This window comes from Methylobacterium sp. D53M, from assembly GCF_053345625.1.
This window is the reverse complement of record NZ_JBKFAL010000014.1, coordinates 80,267-98,788: the sequence shown is the minus strand read 5'-3', so window position 1 is coordinate 98,788 and position 18,522 is coordinate 80,267. Positions and strand designations below refer to the sequence as shown.

Here is an 18,522-nt window from a genome sequence, read left to right as displayed (position 1 = left end):
CGCCGACGGTGCCGGTGGGGCGCTCCTGCGCACCCTGGAGGTCCTGGCAAGCAAGGGACGGCATCCTGTGCCGCCTCTGCTGGCTGCCGGGCGCTGGCCGGACGAGACGGCTCTGAGAACCGCCCTGGAGGCGTTCCAGCCGAAGCTGGTCGCCCTCGGCCTTCGGGAGTGCCGGCGGAAGGCAGGATGGCGGTCGGCACGCGCGTGTCCCTTCGGATGGGCTAACGGTGCATAACCTACAACCTCAGCTTGAGCCGTTTCCTTGGAGTACTAACCTGCGACGTTCGCTCGTCAGTTCCTCAAGTGGCTCTTCCTATGGCCGAAACCAACAACACCGCCTTGATCGCCGAAATCATTTCGGACGACATTTTCCCTGAGTTTGGTTGGAATAAAGTTGGCCCTATCAACGAAGATTGGGAGTGCGTGAAAAAAAATAAGCATCACAAAGAAACACATCCATCAGACGTCGTTTTTTTCTACAAAGAACCATTTGGCGACTCTACTACTTATGTGCAAACGGATCTGAAAAGTTGTGCTGCCGGCAGTATCAGCAAGCATGCTCTGACACAGGCCATTGTTAGCTTAGCGATGCAAGTCTCGTGCGCGGAAAGCAGCCCTGGATGGCAAGATCGGTATCTTCACGGCCACTCGAGTTTTCAAATTTGCGGAATGCTTTTTGTTTTTAACCACGATGGCGGTTACGACCAGACCTTCGACGATATTTTATTGGGACTAGAACTCCCCGAATTGGACCTGCCGGAGAACGCGAAAATCGTCGTTCTAGGCCCTGTTGAGATACATTGGCTGTATAATGTCTCACAGGAGATAATTCGGATGCGTGGCAAGGCGGGCGCACAGCGTCTTCCGGAACGCGATAAGTGCTCGTTTTTCTATCCGCAGCCAGTTACGCGGATTATGAACGGCGTCGAAAATATGGCTCCTGCAACCTTGGAAGTCCTGACCAGCCCGTGGGTTGTGCTTAAATATCCGCCGACGAGCGCCGATTTCTTTGTAGGTTATTTGATATTCTATCGGGGCCGGAACGAAACGACAGAAGAATACTTATATTTGATCGATTTCCTTAGGCAACACGAGATGCTTCACGAGAGAATTCATATCAGCATAAAATCCATAGACCAATCCGGCAAAGCTCCCAATCTATTCCAAAAGGCGCGTCAGATGTATGTCGAAAAAATAGGCGGCGCCGAAAACAAAGACGGAATACACAAATACATCAATAGCATTTCTTATTCGCTAATAAACGCCATCGTTCCGGAATTCTCTCGTCGCGAAGTGGGCATGAATTATGACCGATGATCTACAGTTTACATACGCGACAGATAAAGATATTTTTGATCTACTAATGTCAAATAGGCAACGGTTTTCCGACTCGACGTTGCGATCTTTCGCCCTTAAGCGGGGCTTCATTTACTCAGCTTATACACAAACACAGCGCGTCATCTCTGAAATATCGCTGATGCCGCACGATTACAGCTCAATATCAGAGCTCATTAAACTGCGAGAAACGGGGAGAAGGCACGAGAAGCTGACATGCGTGACGCTGCCAGTGGCTTTTTCGCGAGAGGAATTGAAGCAAATCATAGCATACTATGAGGAAAGCTGCGGATCAGACGAAAAAATAAATGTTCAGCCCCGCAGGGCGCACGATCTGTATGTTAATATTGAATATGCGGAAATCGACTATTCGAAGACAAGACTGATACAGCGGCAGAAACGAGACGCTGCCATCGAATTTATCACGGATGGGGATGCGACAACAATACGAATGCCGGCCACTGATAAGGCTAAGGAAATCGTTAATCAGATAAAAATCACGCAGAGCGGGTAAAACTTCAGAGGTTAGAGCCGGCCCGTGTTGAGCTGTCGGGTCTTAATGCTGATCAGAAGACAAGTTTTTTTATGCAGATGATGAGGGAGATGCCGGGGTACGAATACCAAACCGCTGTGAACATGAAGGTGGCTTCTAACGCGCCGGGCGTAATCTCAGCTGATTTAGATGTCGACATGGAGGCGGACGAAACTACCGAAGAACAAGTTATCGGCATTGTCAATAGCGTCATATTATCAGGCTTGAATTTAGATCAATCGGAAGAATACCAATCCTTGAGGCGAAAAGATAACTTCCTTTCATCGGCAACTTGGCGCGCACTTCAGCGTGAGCGGCCACACGATATGCTTCAGTTTGAAGTTTCGTTTGAAGATGGGCGAGAAGGATTGGGGTTCAAATATGCGGCTCGGATTGCCCGTAGGCTCAAAACGGGTCTCTTAACTGACAAATTTGAAGCACTGGAAGCCAATCGCCAACCCGCGATCTGGCGTTTGATAGAGACGACGTCGTTGAGATTTGTTAAAAACATTCGCGAAACAGCGTCGAAGGAGAAAGACGCAGGCGTGGGGGCTCTGTCGTGAGACGCCATCGTTGGATCAGAGCTGCTTGGCCGATCGATATGCGTTCTTTCGCATCGCTGCTCCGCAAGATGGATTACCGCGAGGATCTCGGCGAGGGGTTCATAATTGATCGCTTTAGAGAGCACAATCTGGAGGCTCGTTACGTGAAGCGGATCAAACTCGATGAGACTTCGATAGATCCTTTTGGAAACGTTTTGCTCAGCTCAAGGATTGCATACAGTCACGTAAAATTTCTTGCGTCGTACGATGAGGTTGGTCTGGAGTTAGTTAATCCGCCGATTGGAATAAGAGATTTTACGAACAAGTTGTCAGAAATCCTAGATTATAGCATCTCGTTTTCTCAAATCGAAGTCGACGTGCTGCGCTGGTGTAGCTTAATAGAAAATAAAGTGGGCGACGAATATTTTGCTGGAAGTATGCAGCTAAGTGGGATTAGACTCGATGAAGAGGCTGTGGCCAAAGCAGTTATAATCAGCAGGTCCGATGTTCGAAATTCGGCTGAAAGATTTATTGCAGATCGGCCGAGGAAGATTGAAAAAATCAAGCTGCAGAGTTCCGCCAGATTATCAGAGAGCATCTTACTTACGCAGACAGGAACGGCAACTTTCGGAAAAACCGAATCTCAGACAACGATTGATCTTGTTCGAAGCACACTCCTGGGCGCTCTTGTTTGATATATGCGGAAGGTTGCAACCACAGGCGGTGAGACCCGATCAATCATCATCCCTAACGGCTGCTCCGCCAAGGCAAGCGACGGCCGCCTCCATCGTTTCGAACCGGTACGCTTCCTGAGTGAAGGGGGCCGGCAGGGGTGGAACTGCATCCAGCTGTTCCACATCCCAGCCTCTGACAAGCCCGCTTTTGGTGACGTCACGCGTCACGCTCCCAATTACCGATTCATCGAGGAGCAGGTCGTAGCTGCCCGGCGCCAGGCGATGAAGCGTGTAGGGCATTGAGCTTCCGGGAGGATTGGTGGGCCCGGCAGGACTCGAACCTGAAACCAGACCGTTGTGAGCGGTCGGCTCGAGCCTTTGAGTTACCGGCCACCGTAGTGGCCATGATCGTAAGTGGGAGGCAGACGCAAGTTCGTCGCTGTGCCGCCCCGGGCATCAACGTATCATGAGCGGCAGCATAAGAGCTGTCGCCGACCCGCCGGCGATTGCGGCGTCGGAGAAGGCTTCAATCGGATCATCGGGCACCAGCAAGGCCCAGTCGGCGAGTCCGCCACTGCGACGATCGCGAGAGCCGCCAGGACCAGAGCGTTTGGAAGAGGCGGGAATATCATGATCCCGTCCTACCCGTGATAGCGCAGACAGGATACGAGCTCGGCATGGCCTACCGGTTGCTGATCGGATCCGACCGCCGCCTTAGCGACGCGGCGGATCGACCCACACACGCGTCACTGGAGACCACTGGCTAACCGCCTGAAGCGTGGGCTTCGTTCGCGCGACGATCGGCGTGGCCACCGCATCGTGCGGCTTATCAGCGATCGAGCCAGTCACCACCGGGTCTGATATGCCTGCCGTTGATTTCGCCTGCTGGGCAACGGGGATAGACAGTTTCCGCTCCGAGCCAACGTAGACCGCAGTCAGCCCAACTCCCATCAGAACAAGCGCCAAGCCATCGACAATTAGGTGGCTGACCCTGGCCATCGCGAGTGCTCCAGTTTTCGAGCACCACGGCTAGCGCCAAACACTTAACAATCTGAGGGCCGGATACGAAAAACCCGCCTCGGCTTGCGCCCGGCGGATTCCAGTCAGGGGCCGTCCTTTATGAGACGGATTCCTGCAGGGGCTTCCCCTTGTCGACGACGTAGACCGAGAGGACCTTGATGGTCCTGTCGCCGACTACGTTGTAGCCCGAGTGATGGATGCCGCGTGAGATGACCCCGTGTTCGCCTGAGACACGTTCTCGCGACGGTCGGCCGGGCTCCTGCACCGTGCCGCCCTCAAGCACGTAGAACGTCTCTTCGCCATGGTGATAGTGGCGCGGCGAGGTCACGCCAGGCGGAAAGTCCACCAGTTGGGTGACGATCTCAAGGTGATCGAGACCGGTAACCGGCGATCGGCTGAGCTCAGTCCGCTTGATCGCCGGAGCGAGGTTGAAGTCAGCGCTCACCATTTGCTCCTTCTGTTCGACGCCGGCTGGTGCGATCCCATCGCCGAAAGCCGATCCAACCCGTCTGAGCGGTCAGGGATTCCTCTCATTCCCAGCTGATTACAATTTGATATCAGCCAGAAATCAATCGCAAAACCGGTAGATATCTATCGCGACCCCGCGAAAACCCTTGACGAACCTCCAAATTGATTTCGTTCATCGCGCACGCACATCATGGAGGCGCAAATGGACGAGAGCACATCAACCCCGATGACGGAACAACCTACCTTCGTCGAGCTAACGACCGAGATCGTTGCGGCCTACGTGGCGAGCAACTCCGTGCCGGTGGCTGAACTGCCGGCGCTTTTGTCGAGCGTTCACGCTGCGATCGCCGGTCTCAACGGCGCTTCTGCTTCAGCCGAGGCAAAGGCGGAGGAGCTGACCCCGGCCCAGATCCGCAAGTCGATCACACCGGACGCGCTGATCAGCTTCATCGACGGCAAGCCTTACAAGACACTGAAGCGGCACCTCACCGGCAACGGCCTGACGATGGAAGAGTACCGCCAGCGCTTCGGGCTGCCGGTGGACTATCCGTCCACGGCCGCCAGCTACTCAGCCATGCGCGCTGAATTCGCCCGGAGCAACGGGCTCGGTCAGCGACGGAAGGCAGCTGCGAAGGCTGCTGCCGCCGACGAAGCGATTGCTGACGCGCCGAAGGCCCGTGGCCGGAAGAAGGCTGCGGAGCCTGCAGCGGCGGCCGAAAAGCCAACCCGGGCTCGCAAGACAAAGAAGGCAGCTTCTGCCGAATAAACGACCAGGGAGATGGCATGAAAAAAGCCCCGGACCGCCTACCCGGCCGGGGCTTTGTCGTCACCAGCCATGACCGGATTGGTGCTCACTTCTGCTTGGTCTGGGCATCAATTTCGAGAGCGTCGGCCGCTTCCGCGTCACGCAGCTGCTAGATAAGTACGATGCCGCCCAGGAGCGAGGCGAAATCGCTCGCCCCCGCCAGTTGGGCCGACCTCGGCCTGACCCGGAAGGCAATTCACGAGGCCTGGCAGCAGCTCGAACCGGATCCGCCGGCTCCGGAAAGCGCCCCGCCCCAGATGAGCCCGCGCCGGAGCCAAGCAACCCACGATCCTCCGCGTCGTTGCCCCGTTGACAAAAGCAGGCGGCGCGACCGCCGGAGACCTGGCTATGCGCTGCCGAGCCCCTGTTGTCTTGGCCCTCGCCGTTGGCGTGCATGCCGCACCCGCCTACGCGCAGACCCAGGAAGAGCAAGCCTTGGCCCTGCTTCGCGCATCCAGCGCGCAGTCGGCCATCATCACGTTCTGCGGCAAGCACTACGCGATCGACGGCACGACCGCGCTGCGGATCTCTCAGACCGCGCGAGACGTGGCCACCAAGGTGCTCGGCCAGCAGCGGGCGAACGCCGCTTTCAAGGACGAGCTGGCGCGGCGCTACGCCGAGGTGAAAAAGGTCGGTGAACAGCAGTGGTGCACCGACCAGCGCGACGAGTTGTCGGAGGGCGATGTGCGGATCGTCAAGAATTAAGGCACCGACTTGCACTCGACTCGCTGTCGCACGGCAGGCACCACAGCGACCCTTGCTTGACGCCGGTCGGTTCGGCCCCGTCGCCTGATCCGATCACAGACGGCGGGGGAACCCCGGATCTCACCAGCGGTGAGCCTGACCGTTACGCGACGCGGCTCGACAGCATCATGCTGGAGACGGGTTAGCGCGCCGTCAGCTGGGCCCGCGGGGCTTTGTGTCGAAACAGGCCGCGTACGAGCCGGAAGGGCAGCCGCACGAGCCTGTAGAGGGCATGGGCAGCCATGACGGCGAGGACGGCGACAAGCGCCAGGATCGTGTTCAACAATGCAGGCACTCCGGACGGCGTGAACTAAGCGGCCGCCTCCCCATGGCCCTCAGGAGGCACGCCGATCGCGGCGGGATTGTGGGCCTAGGGCCGCCGCATGGTCGCCGAGTAGCTCGATACTGGCAGCATGCCGCAGCCGCGCGGCTGCAGCCCGAAACATGCACGACGCAACTTCGCCCATGGCGGGCGTATCCTCCCAGACACGGCTGGGGCCTACGGACTCCGGCCTCTTTCGTGAGGCTCGAGCATGTCGCCGTGGTTGGCTGCCGTCCTGAGCCTCGAGACCGCGCTGTGCTCCACGATCCTAGCGGAGGCTGATCATGATCGTCAGGAAGTAGAGGAGCCGGCGGCTGAGATAGCCCGCGTGTCCGGTTAGCTCCTGTTGGCCGCTATAGGCTTCCTGCTTTGGTCGAAGGCCAGCTGACTGGCGGCGGCGCGCTGCTAGGCAGGCGGTGACCTCGCCACGTGGAACACCCGTCCTGGCTACCTGTTCGCTTCCTGCGGCGACAGGAGTGCAAAGGATGGCTGGCCCGACGAAGAGACCTGAGAGCGACCCGCCGGAGCCCGAGTTGCCCCACGGTCTACCGATGCCGCCCAACACCGGCGACATGCCGCCACCGAGGCTACCGCCGGCTCCTGACGACGATCCCGCGCCGCCGGGCAAAGAGCCGGCACCCGACATCGATGAGGTACCGGGCCTCTGATCAATCAGGCCTGAGGGCACGAAAAACGTGCCTGCGCGGCCAGGAGGAATGCAGCCTTCTCGTGTTGCTTCCGTGTTGCGTGGAGCAACCGCAACCACGTAGGCTCGGGTCGTAACCCTTTGTAATTTCACGGTCCGTGTTGCGACGTGTTGTGAGGTCAGAATGGGTCGCTGCGGCAAAGAAAAACCCGCCAAGTCACTGACGTGGCGGGTTAAATCCTGGCGACCCCGGTAGGGCTCGAACCTACGACCTGCCGCTTAGAAGGCGGCTGCTCTATCCAGCTGAGCTACGGAGTCGGGGCCAGGCGGCCCCAGAAGCCACGGGCTCGCCCGAGGGTCAAGCGCGCGGGGCGAGGACCGGCGCGGCGTCCCGGATCGGGCCGAGGATGGAGAGACTGCCCCGCGGCGATGCGCCGGACGCGCCTTCGCGATCCGGCGCCGGGAGCGGGCCGGGGTTGCGCGCCGCCGCGGATCCGGTCAGGCCGGAGCGCGGTTCATGCCGGGGCGCCGCGCCCCCGTCGGGAGACCGAGCTTGACCGCGCCGAGTCCCACAGCCTCGCCCCCCGGACATGTCCGGCGCCGCCGCCTCGCCGCCGGCCGGGGCAGCCTGAGCCGGCCGGGCGGCGATCTGCGGCGCCTGCCCACAGGCCTCGACCTCCGGAACGTGCGGCTCGTGGAGGGCGTGCGCGCCGCCTTCGCGTTCGGCGTCGTCATCCTCCTCAACATCTGGATCCAGTGGTCGCCGCTGCTGACCATGGCGCTCGCCGCCAACCTCGCCTGCTTCTGCGACAACGGCGGCCCGATGCGGGCGCGCCTGCGCGTCCTCACCGCCTTCTCGTTCCTCGGCGGCCTGCTCTGGGCCGGCCTCGGCCTGATCCAGCCCCTCGGCCTGCCGGTGGTCGTCCCGGTCGCCTGCGCGCTGATCTTCGTCTGCTCGTACGCGCGCGTCTGGAGCGTGCAGGCCCAGTCGGCCGGCAACGTGCTCGTGGTGGTGCTGTGCATCGCCCTCGACCGGCCGCTCGACGTCGCGCAGGCGGCCGTCACCGCGGCGATGTTCGCGGCCGGCGGTCTCTGGGCGACCTTCCTGGCCCTGGTCATCTGGCGGCTGCACCCGTACCGCCCGGCCCACCGGGCGGTGGCGGAGGTCTGGCACAATCTCGCCCGGCTCTGCGGCGACCTCGAGCGGCTCGTCGCCCTGCCGGAGCCCGACACGGCCGCCTTCGACGGCCACGCGCGGGGGCACCGCCGCGGCGTGCGGGCGAGCATCGAGACCGCGCGGACCATGATCCTCGACCTCGCCCGCTCCCGCGAGCGGGTCTCGGACCGCACCGCCCAGGCCCTGCTGCGCCTGGAGAGCGCCGAGCAGATCTTCGCCGCGCTGATCGCCGTGGGCGAGTTGATCGACAGCCGGCCCGACGCGCGCCGCCGGGCGCTCGCCAAGGTCTTCCTGCGGCGCCTGCGCCCCCTGCTGGTGACCATCGCCCGGGCGATCCGCGACGACGTCAACCTCGACCTCGGCCGCCTGGAGCACTCCATCGCCCGGGTGGCCGACGGCCTGTCGGAGGACCCGACCCTGGCCCGCCTCGCCGACCGGATCGCCGGGCGCGTGCGGTTCGGCGCCAAGCTGTCGACGCCGGAGGGCTACCGGCCCGGCGGCACGATCACGGAGGGCGGCAGCCTCGACCGCTGGACCCGCTACGTCGGGCCGCTGGCGCAGAACTTCACCCTGGCCTCGCCCAACCTGCGGCACGCCCTGCGGGCGAGCGCGGTCGCGGCGCCGGCGCTCGCCGCCACCCTGACCTACGCGGGCGCCTTCACGCACTGGCTGGTGATGACCGTGGTGCTCACCATGCAGCCCTTCTACGCGGCGACGTGGCAGCGGGCCCTGGAGCGGATCGGCGGCACGGTGCTGGGCGGCCTCGTGGGGGCCGTGCTCGCCTACTACGCCACGAGCCCGCTGGCGGAGGCCGGGCTCATCCTCGTGCTCAGCATCGTCGGCTTCGCGGCGCGCCAGATCTCGTACGGGTTCTTCGTCACCTGCCTGACGCCCCTCGTGGTGCTGCTCGTCGAATTGCTGGAGCCCGGCCACAGCTCCTGGGAGATCGTCGCCATGCGGGGCGGCTTCACGGTGCTGGGCGGCGTGATCGCGGTGGCGAGCTGCCTCGTGCTCTGGCCGATCTGGGAGCCCGATCAGGTCCGGCAGGAGCTGCGCCGGGCGCTGAAGGCCCAGGCCGGCTTCGCCGAGGCGGTGCTCCGCGCGCCGCCCGGCGAGGGCCGCGAGGCCGCGATCGCGGCGCAGAGCCGCGAGGCCGGCCTCGCCCTCAACGATCTGGAGGCGGCGCTCTCCCGCGCCCTGCAGCAGCCCCGGGCCGGCAGCCACCCGGAGGTGGAATCCGCCCTGGTGGCCGACGCGACCCTGCGCCGGATCAGCGCCCGGCTGATCGTCCTGCGGCACGCCCCGGAGGCGGCCGCCCCCGAGGCGGAGCCGTGGCGGGCCTGGATCACCGCGACCCTGGCGGCCCTGGGCGCGGACAGGCCCGTGCCCGAGCGGCCGGCGCTGGATCGCGGACAGTCGCTCGTGCGCCTCGTCAGCCAGGTCGATCTTCTGGTGGGAACCCTGCGGCCCGGGGAGATCCGGGCCGCGACGGTTGCGGATGGCGGAGCCCCGGCTTCGAGCAACGGGACCGCGGCGCGGGCCGGTCAGCCCGTCCTGCCGTCCTGACGGACGGCCCCCCGTCAGAACCGCGGCAGGGCGTTGGCCGGGCCGCCGGCATGCGGGCCGCTGTAGCGGTAGGCGGCTGGCCGGGCCGGGCCGGCGGCGTCCCGGTACAGGACGGGGGCGTTGCCGACCCAGCCTGAATAGGCCGAGGCCGGGTAGGGCGAGTGCTTCGAGTCCAGGCCCTGCGCGAGGGCGGGCGTGGCGACCGCGGCGACCAGGGCGGCGGCGGCGAGCATGCGAACGGTCATGATGATCTCCGAGTGTCTTCGTATGACTTCAGCGGGAAGTCATCCGGTCAACCGTGTCGAGTGAGGAAGATCGTCGTCGCGATGCGCTGGGCGGCGGTCTTGATCGCTCCGGCTTTGCTTGGCCGAATGTGACCTCTCAACGGAGATACTCTGCCCCGGGTTCGACCGCCGCCGTGCGCTGGCGCACGGGGAGACGCGGCGCGGGCCGGAAGGCGCGCGACGGGCCCAGGCACGGCCGGGGATGCGTCCCGCGCCGAAGCGTGGCACAGACCGCGGCCTGAGAGGGATGCAGACCATGCGGCTGATCGTCGGCCTCGGAAACCCGGGCGCGCGCTACGCGGGCAACCGGCACAATATCGGCTTCCTCGCCGTCGACGCGATCGCCCGACAGCACCGGGCGAGCCCGTTCCGCCACCGGTTCCAGGGCGAGGCCGCCGAGGTTGTGCTGGGCACCGAGCGGGCGATCCTGCTGAAGCCCTCGACCTTCATGAACGAGTCCGGCCGCGCGGTCTCGGAGGCGCAGCGCTTCTACAAGATCCCGCTCGGCGACGTGATCGTGCTGCACGACGAGCTCGACCTCGCCCCGGCCAAGCTCCGGGTGAAGCTCGGCGGCGGCAATGCCGGCCATAACGGCCTGCGCTCGATCACCGCGCAGTGCGGCAACGATTACCGCCGGGTGCGGCTCGGCATCGGCCATCCCGGCGACAAGGCGCTGGTCCATGCCTACGTGCTCAACGATTTCGGCAAGGCCGAGCTGCCCTGGGTCGAGGATCTCTGCCGGGCGGTGGCCGACCACGCCGCCCTGCTCGCCGCCGGCGAGGACGCGAGCTTCCAGAACAAGGTCCACCTCGCCATGGCCGGCCGCGGCTGGGACGACGTGAAGACGCTGGGCGCCAGAAATTGACACGCCCACACGGGGACGGGATATCGGGGCGGGCGAGAGGGTCCGATGAAGGCGGTGCGCGTCGCGCCCGGCTGTCGGCGGTTCGATTGCCTCCCGGCGGCCGCGGCCCGGCGCGTCGGTGTCGCGCGCGCTCGACCGAGGACGGGGCGCGCGGCGTCGTGTTCGCGGGCCCGATTCTCATCAACCCATTCCGCGCGTCGCTCGACGACGCGCTGCGACGGAACTGACCCATGGGCTTCAAATGCGGCATCGTCGGCCTGCCGAACGTCGGCAAGTCGACCCTCTTCAACGCGCTGACGCAGACGGCGGCCGCCCAGGCGGCGAACTACCCGTTCTGCACCATCGAGCCGAATGTCGGCGAGGTGGCGGTGCCGGATCCGCGGCTGAATGACCTCGCCCGGATCGCCTCCTCGAAGGAGATCATCCCGACGCGGCTGACCTTCGTGGACATCGCCGGCCTCGTGCGCGGCGCCTCCAAGGGCGAGGGTCTGGGCAACCAGTTCCTGGCCAATATCCGCGAGGTCGACGCGATCGCCCACGTGGTCCGCTGCTTCACGGACGGCGACGTCACCCACGTGGAGGGCAAGGTCGATCCGGCCGCCGACATCGAGACCATCGAGACCGAGCTGATGCTCGCCGACCTCGACAGCCTGGAGCGCCGCGCCCAGGCGCTGGAGAAGAAGGCCAAGGGTGCCGACAAGGAGGCCAAGGAGACCCTCGACCTCGTCAACCGCGCCCTGCCGCTGCTGCGCGAGGGCAAGCCCGCCCGCCTCGTGGAGCGCAAGCCCGACGAGGAGAAGCTGTTCCAGTCGCTCGGCCTGATGACGGCCAAGCCCGTCCTCTACGTCTGCAACGTCGACGAGGGCGACGCCGACAAGGGCAACGCCTACTCGGACGCTGTCTTCGCCCGCGCCAAGGCGGAGGGTGCCGTGGCGGTGGTGGTCTCGGCCAAGATCGAGAGCGAGATCGCCGTGATGCCGGAGGCCGACCAAGCCGAGTTCCTGGAGGCGGTGGGCCTCGCCGAGCCGGGCCTGAACCGGGTGATCCGCGCCGGCTACGACCTGCTCGGCCTCGTCACCTACTTCACGGTCGGCCCCAAGGAGGCCCGCGCCTGGACGATCACCAAGGGCACCCGCGCCCCCGGGGCGGCCGGGGTGATCCACTCGGATTTCGAGAAGGGCTTCATCCGGGCCGAGACCATCGCGTTCAAGGACTACACGGCGCTCAACGGCGAGTCCGGGGCCCGGGATGCCGGCAAGCTCCGGCTGGAGGGTAAGGAGTACGTGGTGCAGGACGGCGACGTGCTGCACTTCCGCTTCGCCAACTGAGGTCGGCCCCACCCCGTCATCGCGCGCGCAGCGACGCGACCCGGGGCAGCGCGACATCGGTGTGCGCGGCGCCGCCTGGATTGCTTCGCTCCGCTCGCAAAGACGGCGATCCCGATCGCCTGCCCCACTGATCAACGTGACGAGCCCACCATGCCCGATCCCGCCCTGGAAGACTTCTCCGTCGGCGACGTGATCGTCGGGGCGCCGCTGACGGTGACCCGCGACGACATCGTGGGCTTCGCGAAGGATTTCGACTTCCAGCCCTTCCACCTCGACGAGGCGGCGGCGGAGACGACCTTCGCGGGCCGGCTGATCGGCTCGGGCTGGCACACGGCGGCCCTGGGCATGCGCCTGCTCCAGCAGGGGCCGTTCCGGGGCGGCTCGTCGCTGGGCGCGCCCGGCATCGACGAGCTGCGGTGGCTCGCGCCGGTCCTGCCGGGGGACGCGCTGACGCTGACCTTCCGGGTCGCGGGCCTGCGCGACTCGGCCTCGAAGCCGGGCCTCGGCTTCCTGACCGCCGAGGTCGCCCTCGCCAACCAGCGGGCCGAGACGGTGCTGACCCAGCGCTTCACCTTCATGCTGGCCCGCCGCGGCACCGATCCCCTGCCCCCGCGGCCCGTGGAGATCGGCGTGCCGGGGCCGGTCACCGAGCCGGAGGATGCCGAGATCCTGCCGTTCCTGCGGGACGCCGAGATCGGCGCCGTGCGGGAGCTGGGCGCCTACCCGTTCAGCGCCGAGGCGATCGTGGCCTTCGCGCGGGCCTACGACCCGCAGGCCTTCCACCTCGACCACGACGCGGCCAAGCGCAGCCATTTCGGCGGCCTCTGCGCCTCCGGCTGGCACACGACCGCCGCCTACATGAACCGGATGCTCACGACCCGCGCCCGGGACGCCGCCTACACGGCCACCCGCGGGCCGGTCCCGGAGGCGGGCCCCTCCCCCGGGTTCAAGAACCTGCGCTGGCTGAAGCCGGTCTACGCGGGCGACACGGTCCGGTTCAGCGCCAAGCTCACCGACAAGCGTGCCTCGGCGTCGCGGCCGGGCTGGGGCTTGGCCTTCGCGCGCAACACCGGGGTGAACCAGCGCGGCGAGGCGGTCTTCGCCTTCGACAGCGCGGTCTTCCACCAGTGGGAGCCGTGAGCGGGCCTCAGGCCGGCGCCTTGCCGAGCACCGCGAGGGACTGACCCAGATACACGCCCGACGGCCACGGCGCCGCCGTGCCGTCGAGGAACGTCACGCTGTCGAAGCCGATATGGTCGGCCCAGGTCTGCCAGACGCTGCGCTCGATGAACGTGTTGAGGTGCGGCACCGTGCTGGTGCGCTGCTCGCCGACCGTCTTGGTGAAGACGCCCCAGTGCGAGGCCATGCTGAACTCGAGGAACGAGGCCACGACGCGGCCCCCGGGCCTGAGGGCGCGGTGCATCTCCTCCAGGTAGATGTAGCACTCCGTGTGCAGGAGATGCGTGAACACGCTGAAGGCCGAGACGAGGTCGACGCTGCCGTCGGCGACCGGCAGCGACAGCGCCGTGTTCCGGGCGAAGCGGTAGTCCCTGGGACAGCGGCGCTTCGCGTAGTCCAGCAGGTCCTGGACGACGTCGAGGCCCAGATACGCGACGCTCGCGGTGCGGGCGAGATGCACCGCCAGGCGCCCGGAGCCGCACCCGAAATCGACCACCGACTGGCCGTCCCGGAGCCCGAAATGCTGGAGGATCTCGCACTCGATCGCGCCGATGCGGTCGTAGTCGCCGCCCACCGCCACGCTCATCGCCTCGTCCAGGGGCAAGTCGCGCATCAGTTGGCGGACGTACGCCTCGTAATCCTCGACGAAATGAAATTTCGCCATCGCGGCCACCTCGAAGGTGTCGAGATCGGACTGGGATGATCAGTCCGTCCGCCGTCGAGATTTGTTCTTCCCCACGGCGCTCCGGCATCCGTTCTGCCGAACACCGTCGAGCCGCGAAAGCGGCCGCGCGGATACGGGGCGCGAATTGCCCCCGAGGCTGCCTTTTCGGTCACACCGCGTTCGGGAAGACCCGGATACTGTGCCGGGCGGCCGCGGCCGCGCGGAGATCCGCCCTCACGCCGCCCGGCGGCGCTCCGGGTAGAGCTCGTACAGGCCCTCGCGGCTCGCCGCGCAGATGCCGCGCTCGGTGATGATCCCGGTCACGAGGCGCGACGGCGTCACGTCGAAGGCGGGGTTGGCCACCGGGCTGCCGGGGGAGACGACCTCGATCGTGGCGAAGCCGCCGTCGGGCAGCCGGCCGGTCATGTGGGTGACCTCGCGCCCGTCGCGCTCCTCGATCGGGATCTCCTTCACCCCGTCGTCGAGGGTCCAGTCGATGGTCGAGAACGGCAGGGCGGCGTAGAACGGCACGCCGTTGTCGTGGGCCGCCAGCGCCTTCAGGTAGGTGCCGATCTTGTTGCAGACGTCGCCGCTCGCCGTGGTCCGGTCCGACCCGACGATGCAGAGATCGACGCCGCCGTGCTGCATGAGGTGGCCGCCGGCATTGTCGGCGATGACCGTGTGCGGCACGCCGTGGCCGTTCAGCTCGAAGGCTGTGAGCGCGGCGCCCTGGCTGCGCGGCCGGGTCTCGTCGACCAGGACGTGGACCGGCACGCCCCGCGCGTGGGCGGCGTAGATCGGCGCGAGCGCCGTGCCCCAGTCCACCGTCGCCAGCCAGCCGGCATTGCAGTGGGTCAAGACCGTGACCGGCCGGTCGCCGCCCCTCGCCGCGTGGAGGTCGGCGATGATCTGGCCGCCGTGGGCGCCGATCGAGCGGCAGCTCGCCACGTCCTCCTCGGCGATGCGGCCGGCCTCCGCGAAGGCGCGGGCGAAGCGCTCGTCCGGCGCGACCTGGCGCAGGTTGGTGGAGACCCGGTCCAGTGCCCAGCGCAGGTTGATCGCGGTCGGCCGCGTCGCCGCGAGGGTCGCCACCGCCCGGTCGATCCCGTCGTGGGACGCGTCGGCGCGCATGGCGAGCGCCAGCCCGTAGGCGGCCGTGACGCCGATCAGCGGCGCGCCCCGCACGATCATCGTGCGGATCGCCACCGCGGCGTCCTCCAGCGTGGCGAGGCGCTTCAGCTCGAACGCGAAGGGCAGGCGGGTCTGGTCGATCACCTGGACGCTGAGGCCGTCCGGGTCCGGGAAGATCGTGCGGTAGGGCTGGCCGTCGATGTTCATGGCCGACCCTGTGCCACAGCGGGGCGGATTTTGCACCCGTGGGCGCGGACGGCGACAGCCTGGGGATGCGCGGCCGGGCGCCGGTGAGCCTTCCTCAACCTTAGCAGGTCGTTAAGGGGGTCGTGCCTAGCCTCGGGGGTAAGTCCCCGTCCTGCGTCCGGTCCCGCATGCGCTCGCTTCGCCGTCCCGCATCGCCCTACGAGACTTTCGTCGACAGCGTTCGCCCCTTCCTGGGCAAGCGCCTGACGGAGCTCGGCGGCTTCGTGTTGTTCACCGGCGCGGTCGCGCTGACCGTGGCCCTGGCCACGTGGTCGATCGACGACCCGAGCCTCAACCACGCCACCGACCACGCCGCCCACAACGTCCTCGGCCAGCCGGGCGCCGTCGTGGCCGACCTCGCCATGCAGATCCTGGGCCTGGGTTCCCTGGCCTTCGTGCTGCCGCCGGTGCTTTGGGGTATCCGGCTGATGCGGGAGCGCAACCTGCCCGAGGGCGGGCTGCGCATCGCCCTCTGGATCATCGGCTTCTGCGCCGCGAGCGCGGTGGCGAGCGCGCTCCCGCCGACGACCCGCTGGCCCCTGCCCACCGGCCTCGGCGGCGTGGCCGGCGACGGCCTGCTGTCGATGGCGCGGGTGATCGTCGGCGCGGTCTCGTCGGCGGCGGCCCACCTCGTCGGCTTCGGCTACGCCGCCGTGGCGATCCTCAGCCTGACCGGCGCCTGCCGGTTCGGCGCCGTCGAGGACGACAGCCTGCACGACGATCCCTACCCTGTCCGGCGCGCGCCGGCGCGGAGCCGGGATTCGGGCCGCGACGAGCGCGAGGATTCCGACGAGCCGAGCCTCGGCCTCGTGGGTGTCGGCGCCCTGGCGCAGGGGCTAATGGGCCTGCGCGGCGCCGCGGCCGACCGGATCGCCGCGTGGCGCGCCGGCCGGGCCGAGCCGATCGACGGCGCGTCGCCCGCCCTCGCGGCCCGCCGCGCCTTCACGGACGCGGACCTGCCCTGGGCCGATCACCTGCCCGAGGGGCGGCAGGCCGGCGCGAGCCGGCGCGAGCCGGTCTTCGACGCGTCCGAGGACTCCCCCGCGGCGCCGGCCCGCCGCGCCGCGCCGCCGCGGGACGACGCGGAGGACGATCCGGACGCGTTCGAGGCGCCGCAGCGCCCGGTCACGCCGCGGGCCGAGCCGACCGCGTCCCGGGTGGCGCCGCCACCCGCAGCGCCCGTGCCGGCACGGCGCGCGCCCGCGCCGCCCGTCCGTCCCGAGGATTACGCCCTGCCCGCCCTCGACCTGCTGGCGGCCCCCCGCGGCCCGTCCCAGGCGAGCTTGATCTCGGCGGACGCGCTGGAGCAGAACGCCACGCTGCTGGAGGCGACCCTCGGCGATTTCGGCGTGCGCGGCGACATCCTGGCGGTACGGCCGGGCCCGGTCGTCACCCTCTACGAGCTCGAGCCCGCCCCCGGCACCAAGTCCAGCCGCGTGATCGCGCTCGCCGACGACATCGCCCGGTCGATGTCGGCGGTCTCGGCCCGCGTCGCGGTCGTGCCCGGCCGGAACGCCATCGGCATCGAATTGCCGAACGCCAAGCGCGAGACGGTCTACCTGCGCGAGCTCCTGGCCTCGACGGACTTCGCCGAGAGCAAGCACAAGCTGGCGCTGTGTCTGGGCAAGAACATCGGCGGCGAGCCGATCATCGCCGACCTCGCGCGCATGCCGCACCTCTTGGTCGCCGGCACGACCGGCTCGGGCAAGTCGGTGGCGATCAACACCATGATCCTGTCGCTGCTCTACCGGCTGAAGCCCGAGGAGTGCCGCCTGATCATGGTCGACCCGAAGATGCTGGAGCTGTCGGTCTACGACGGCATCCCGCACCTGCTCTCCCCGGTCGTCACCGACCCCAAGAAGGCGGTCATCGCCCTCAAATGGGCCGTGCGCGAGATGGAGGAGCGCTACAAGAAGATGGCCAAGATCGCGGTGCGCAACATCGACGGCTACAACGCCCGGGTCGCCGAGGCGGCGGCGCGCGGCGAGGTGCTGACCCGGACCGTGCAGACCGGCTTCGACCGCCACACCGGCGAGGCCGTGTACGAGGACGAGGCGATGGATCTGGCGCCGCTGCCGTACATCGTGATCGTGGTCGACGAGATGGCCGACCTGATGATGGTGGCCGGCAAGGACATCGAGGGGGCGATCCAGCGCCTGGCGCAGATGGCGCGCGCGGCGGGCATCCACCTGATCATGGCCACCCAGCGTCCGTCGGTGGACGTGATCACCGGGACGATCAAGGCGAACTTCCCGACCCGGATCAGCTTCCAGGTGACGAGCAAGATCGACAGCCGCACGATCCTGGGCGAGATGGGCGCCGAGCAGCTTCTGGGCCAGGGCGACATGCTGTTCATGGCCGGGGGCGGGCGCACGACGCGGGTGCACGGGCCGTTCTGCTCGGACAGCGAGGTCGAGAGCGTGGTCGCCCACCTCAAGCGCCAGGGCCGCCCCAGCTACCTCGACGCCGTCACCGCCGACGACGAGGAGGGGACGCCCGAGAAGGGCGGAGGCAAGGGCAAGGCCGGCGCCGCGGAGCTCGAACTCGACGGCGCTGTGTTCGATCAGGGCTCCTTCGGCGAGGCCGGCGGCGACCTCTACGATCAGGCCGTGCAGGTGGTGCTGCGCGACCAGAAGGCGTCGACGAGCTACATCCAGCGCCGCTTGCAGATCGGCTACAACCGCGCCGCCTCGCTCATGGAGCGGATGGAGGTCGAGGGCATCGTCGGGCCGGCCAACCACGCCGGCAAGCGCGAGATCCTCGTCGAGGAGGCGGTCGGCTGAGAGCGTGGGCCTGTCGCGTCCGCGGCACCCCCTCCCCCTTGCGGCCGACACGTGTTCGCGGTGCGGCCTGCGACGGAGCGCGACGCGCCCCCTCTCCCGAGCGGGAGAGGGTTGGGGTGAGGGATGGGAAGTCTCCGGACAGGGCACGGGTTTGACGCGCAGACGGGGCGGGCCGTCTTCTGAACGTTCGCGTCCCTCACCCTGTCCCTCT

At 66.7% G+C, this 18,522-nt stretch carries 15 protein-coding genes and 1 tRNA gene; 10 read left to right on the top strand and 6 right to left on the bottom strand.

Annotated features, from left to right (window positions below; genetic code table 11):
• Window positions 1–315: 315 nt before the first annotated feature.
• From ACLBYG_RS19320 to ACLBYG_RS19310, 3 genes are all read left to right on the top strand, one after another.
• Complete coding sequence (locus ACLBYG_RS19320; RefSeq protein WP_447682476.1) at window positions 316–1,317, top strand: hypothetical protein; 1,002 nt, start codon at window positions 316–318, stop codon at window positions 1,315–1,317.
• Between the two features lie 621 nt (window positions 1,318–1,938).
• Window positions 1,939–2,430: a hypothetical protein gene (locus ACLBYG_RS19315; protein ID WP_447682475.1), complete on the top strand. Its 492-nt coding sequence runs from the start codon at window positions 1,939–1,941 to the stop codon at window positions 2,428–2,430.
• A 68-nt stretch (window positions 2,431–2,498) separates the two neighbouring features.
• Entirely contained in the window at window positions 2,499–3,104 is a 606-nt protein-coding gene (locus ACLBYG_RS19310) for a hypothetical protein (protein WP_447682474.1), read from the top strand.
• A 39-nt stretch (window positions 3,105–3,143) separates the two neighbouring features.
• Here ACLBYG_RS19310 and ACLBYG_RS19305 read toward each other — a convergent pair whose 3' ends face one another.
• Both ACLBYG_RS19305 and ACLBYG_RS19300 read right to left on the bottom strand, forming a co-directional pair.
• The gene (locus ACLBYG_RS19305; protein WP_447682473.1) at window positions 3,144–3,383 is read right to left on the bottom strand and encodes a hypothetical protein; all 240 of its coding nucleotides are present in this window, start codon (window positions 3,381–3,383) and stop codon (window positions 3,144–3,146) included.
• An 817-nt stretch (window positions 3,384–4,200) separates the two neighbouring features.
• The gene (locus ACLBYG_RS19300) at window positions 4,201–4,548 is read right to left on the bottom strand and encodes a cupin domain-containing protein (protein ID WP_447682472.1); all 348 of its coding nucleotides are present in this window, start codon (window positions 4,546–4,548) and stop codon (window positions 4,201–4,203) included.
• A 225-nt stretch (window positions 4,549–4,773) separates the two neighbouring features.
• Here ACLBYG_RS19300 and ACLBYG_RS19295 point away from each other — a divergent pair, with 225 nt between their 5' ends.
• Both ACLBYG_RS19295 and ACLBYG_RS19290 read left to right on the top strand, forming a co-directional pair.
• A complete protein-coding gene (locus ACLBYG_RS19295; RefSeq protein ID WP_447682471.1) occupies window positions 4,774–5,337 on the top strand; it encodes a MucR family transcriptional regulator in 564 nt (187 codons plus the stop codon).
• Between the two features lie 411 nt (window positions 5,338–5,748).
• Entirely contained in the window at window positions 5,749–6,081 is a 333-nt protein-coding gene (locus tag ACLBYG_RS19290) for a hypothetical protein (protein WP_447682470.1), read from the top strand.
• A gap of 1,248 nt (window positions 6,082–7,329) precedes the next feature.
• Here ACLBYG_RS19290 and ACLBYG_RS19285 read toward each other — a convergent pair.
• Window positions 7,330–7,406, bottom strand: a tRNA-Arg gene (locus ACLBYG_RS19285).
• A gap of 199 nt (window positions 7,407–7,605) precedes the next feature.
• Between ACLBYG_RS19285 and ACLBYG_RS19280 the strand changes: the two genes are divergently transcribed.
• Window positions 7,606–9,831, top strand: a complete 2,226-nt coding sequence (locus ACLBYG_RS19280; protein WP_447682469.1) for an FUSC family protein — start codon at window positions 7,606–7,608, stop codon at window positions 9,829–9,831.
• Window positions 9,832–9,845: 14 nt separating this feature from the next.
• Here ACLBYG_RS19280 and ACLBYG_RS19275 read toward each other — a convergent pair whose 3' ends face one another.
• Window positions 9,846–10,076, bottom strand: a complete 231-nt coding sequence (locus ACLBYG_RS19275) for a hypothetical protein (protein WP_020094261.1) — start codon at window positions 10,074–10,076, stop codon at window positions 9,846–9,848.
• 295 nt (window positions 10,077–10,371) lie between these two features.
• Here ACLBYG_RS19275 and pth point away from each other — a divergent pair, with 295 nt between their 5' ends.
• The 3 genes from pth (at window position 10,372) to ACLBYG_RS19260 (ending at window position 13,448) form a co-directional block, all read left to right on the top strand.
• Entirely contained in the window at window positions 10,372–10,980 is a 609-nt protein-coding gene (gene pth, locus ACLBYG_RS19270) for an aminoacyl-tRNA hydrolase (protein WP_447682468.1), read from the top strand.
• Window positions 10,981–11,210: 230 nt separating this feature from the next.
• Window positions 11,211–12,308 (top strand): redox-regulated ATPase YchF, encoded by a 1,098-nt coding sequence (gene ychF / locus ACLBYG_RS19265; protein ID WP_447682467.1) that lies wholly within the window; start codon window positions 11,211–11,213, stop codon window positions 12,306–12,308.
• Between the two features lie 150 nt (window positions 12,309–12,458).
• Window positions 12,459–13,448: a MaoC family dehydratase gene (locus ACLBYG_RS19260; RefSeq protein WP_447682466.1), complete on the top strand. Its 990-nt coding sequence runs from the start codon at window positions 12,459–12,461 to the stop codon at window positions 13,446–13,448.
• Between the two features lie 7 nt (window positions 13,449–13,455).
• Here the strand turns inward: ACLBYG_RS19260 and ACLBYG_RS19255 are convergent, their stop codons facing one another.
• Together ACLBYG_RS19255 and mtnA are read right to left on the bottom strand one after the other, a co-directional pair.
• Window positions 13,456–14,151, bottom strand: a complete 696-nt coding sequence (locus ACLBYG_RS19255) for a class I SAM-dependent methyltransferase (protein ID WP_091682754.1) — start codon at window positions 14,149–14,151, stop codon at window positions 13,456–13,458.
• Between the two features lie 234 nt (window positions 14,152–14,385).
• Window positions 14,386–15,489 (bottom strand): S-methyl-5-thioribose-1-phosphate isomerase, encoded by a 1,104-nt coding sequence (gene mtnA, locus ACLBYG_RS19250; RefSeq protein ID WP_447682465.1) that lies wholly within the window; start codon window positions 15,487–15,489, stop codon window positions 14,386–14,388.
• A gap of 167 nt (window positions 15,490–15,656) precedes the next feature.
• On the opposite strand from mtnA, the gene ACLBYG_RS19245 reads away from it, so the two are divergent.
• On the top strand, window positions 15,657–18,311 hold the full coding sequence (locus tag ACLBYG_RS19245; RefSeq protein WP_447682464.1) for a DNA translocase FtsK: 2,655 nt from the start codon (window positions 15,657–15,659) through the stop codon (window positions 18,309–18,311).
• The last annotated feature ends 211 nt before the right edge of the window (window positions 18,312–18,522 follow it).

Bases quoted from the DNA above. Each gene is read 5' to 3' on its own strand.
- ychF (WP_447682467.1), top strand. From the start codon at position 11,211: ATGGGCTTCAAATGCGGCATCGTCGGCCTGCCGAACGTCGGCAAGTCG.
- pth (WP_447682468.1), top strand. From the start codon at position 10,372: ATGCGGCTGATCGTCGGCCTCGGAAACCCGGGCGCGCGCTACGCGGGC.
- mtnA (WP_447682465.1), bottom strand. From the start codon at position 15,489: ATGAACATCGACGGCCAGCCCTACCGCACGATCTTCCCGGACCCGGAC.
- ACLBYG_RS19320 (WP_447682476.1), top strand. From the start codon at position 316: ATGGCCGAAACCAACAACACCGCCTTGATCGCCGAAATCATTTCGGAC.
- ACLBYG_RS19280 (WP_447682469.1), top strand. From the start codon at position 7,606: ATGCCGGGGCGCCGCGCCCCCGTCGGGAGACCGAGCTTGACCGCGCCG.
- ACLBYG_RS19245 (WP_447682464.1), top strand. From the start codon at position 15,657: ATGCGCTCGCTTCGCCGTCCCGCATCGCCCTACGAGACTTTCGTCGAC.
- ACLBYG_RS19305 (WP_447682473.1), bottom strand. From the start codon at position 3,383: ATGCCCTACACGCTTCATCGCCTGGCGCCGGGCAGCTACGACCTGCTC.
- ACLBYG_RS19315 (WP_447682475.1), top strand. From the start codon at position 1,939: ATGCCGGGGTACGAATACCAAACCGCTGTGAACATGAAGGTGGCTTCT.
- ACLBYG_RS19255 (WP_091682754.1), bottom strand. From the start codon at position 14,151: ATGGCGAAATTTCATTTCGTCGAGGATTACGAGGCGTACGTCCGCCAA.
- ACLBYG_RS19310 (WP_447682474.1), top strand. From the start codon at position 2,499: ATGGATTACCGCGAGGATCTCGGCGAGGGGTTCATAATTGATCGCTTT.
- ACLBYG_RS19275 (WP_020094261.1), bottom strand. From the start codon at position 10,076: ATGACCGTTCGCATGCTCGCCGCCGCCGCCCTGGTCGCCGCGGTCGCC.
- ACLBYG_RS19295 (WP_447682471.1), top strand. From the start codon at position 4,774: ATGGACGAGAGCACATCAACCCCGATGACGGAACAACCTACCTTCGTC.
- ACLBYG_RS19260 (WP_447682466.1), top strand. From the start codon at position 12,459: ATGCCCGATCCCGCCCTGGAAGACTTCTCCGTCGGCGACGTGATCGTC.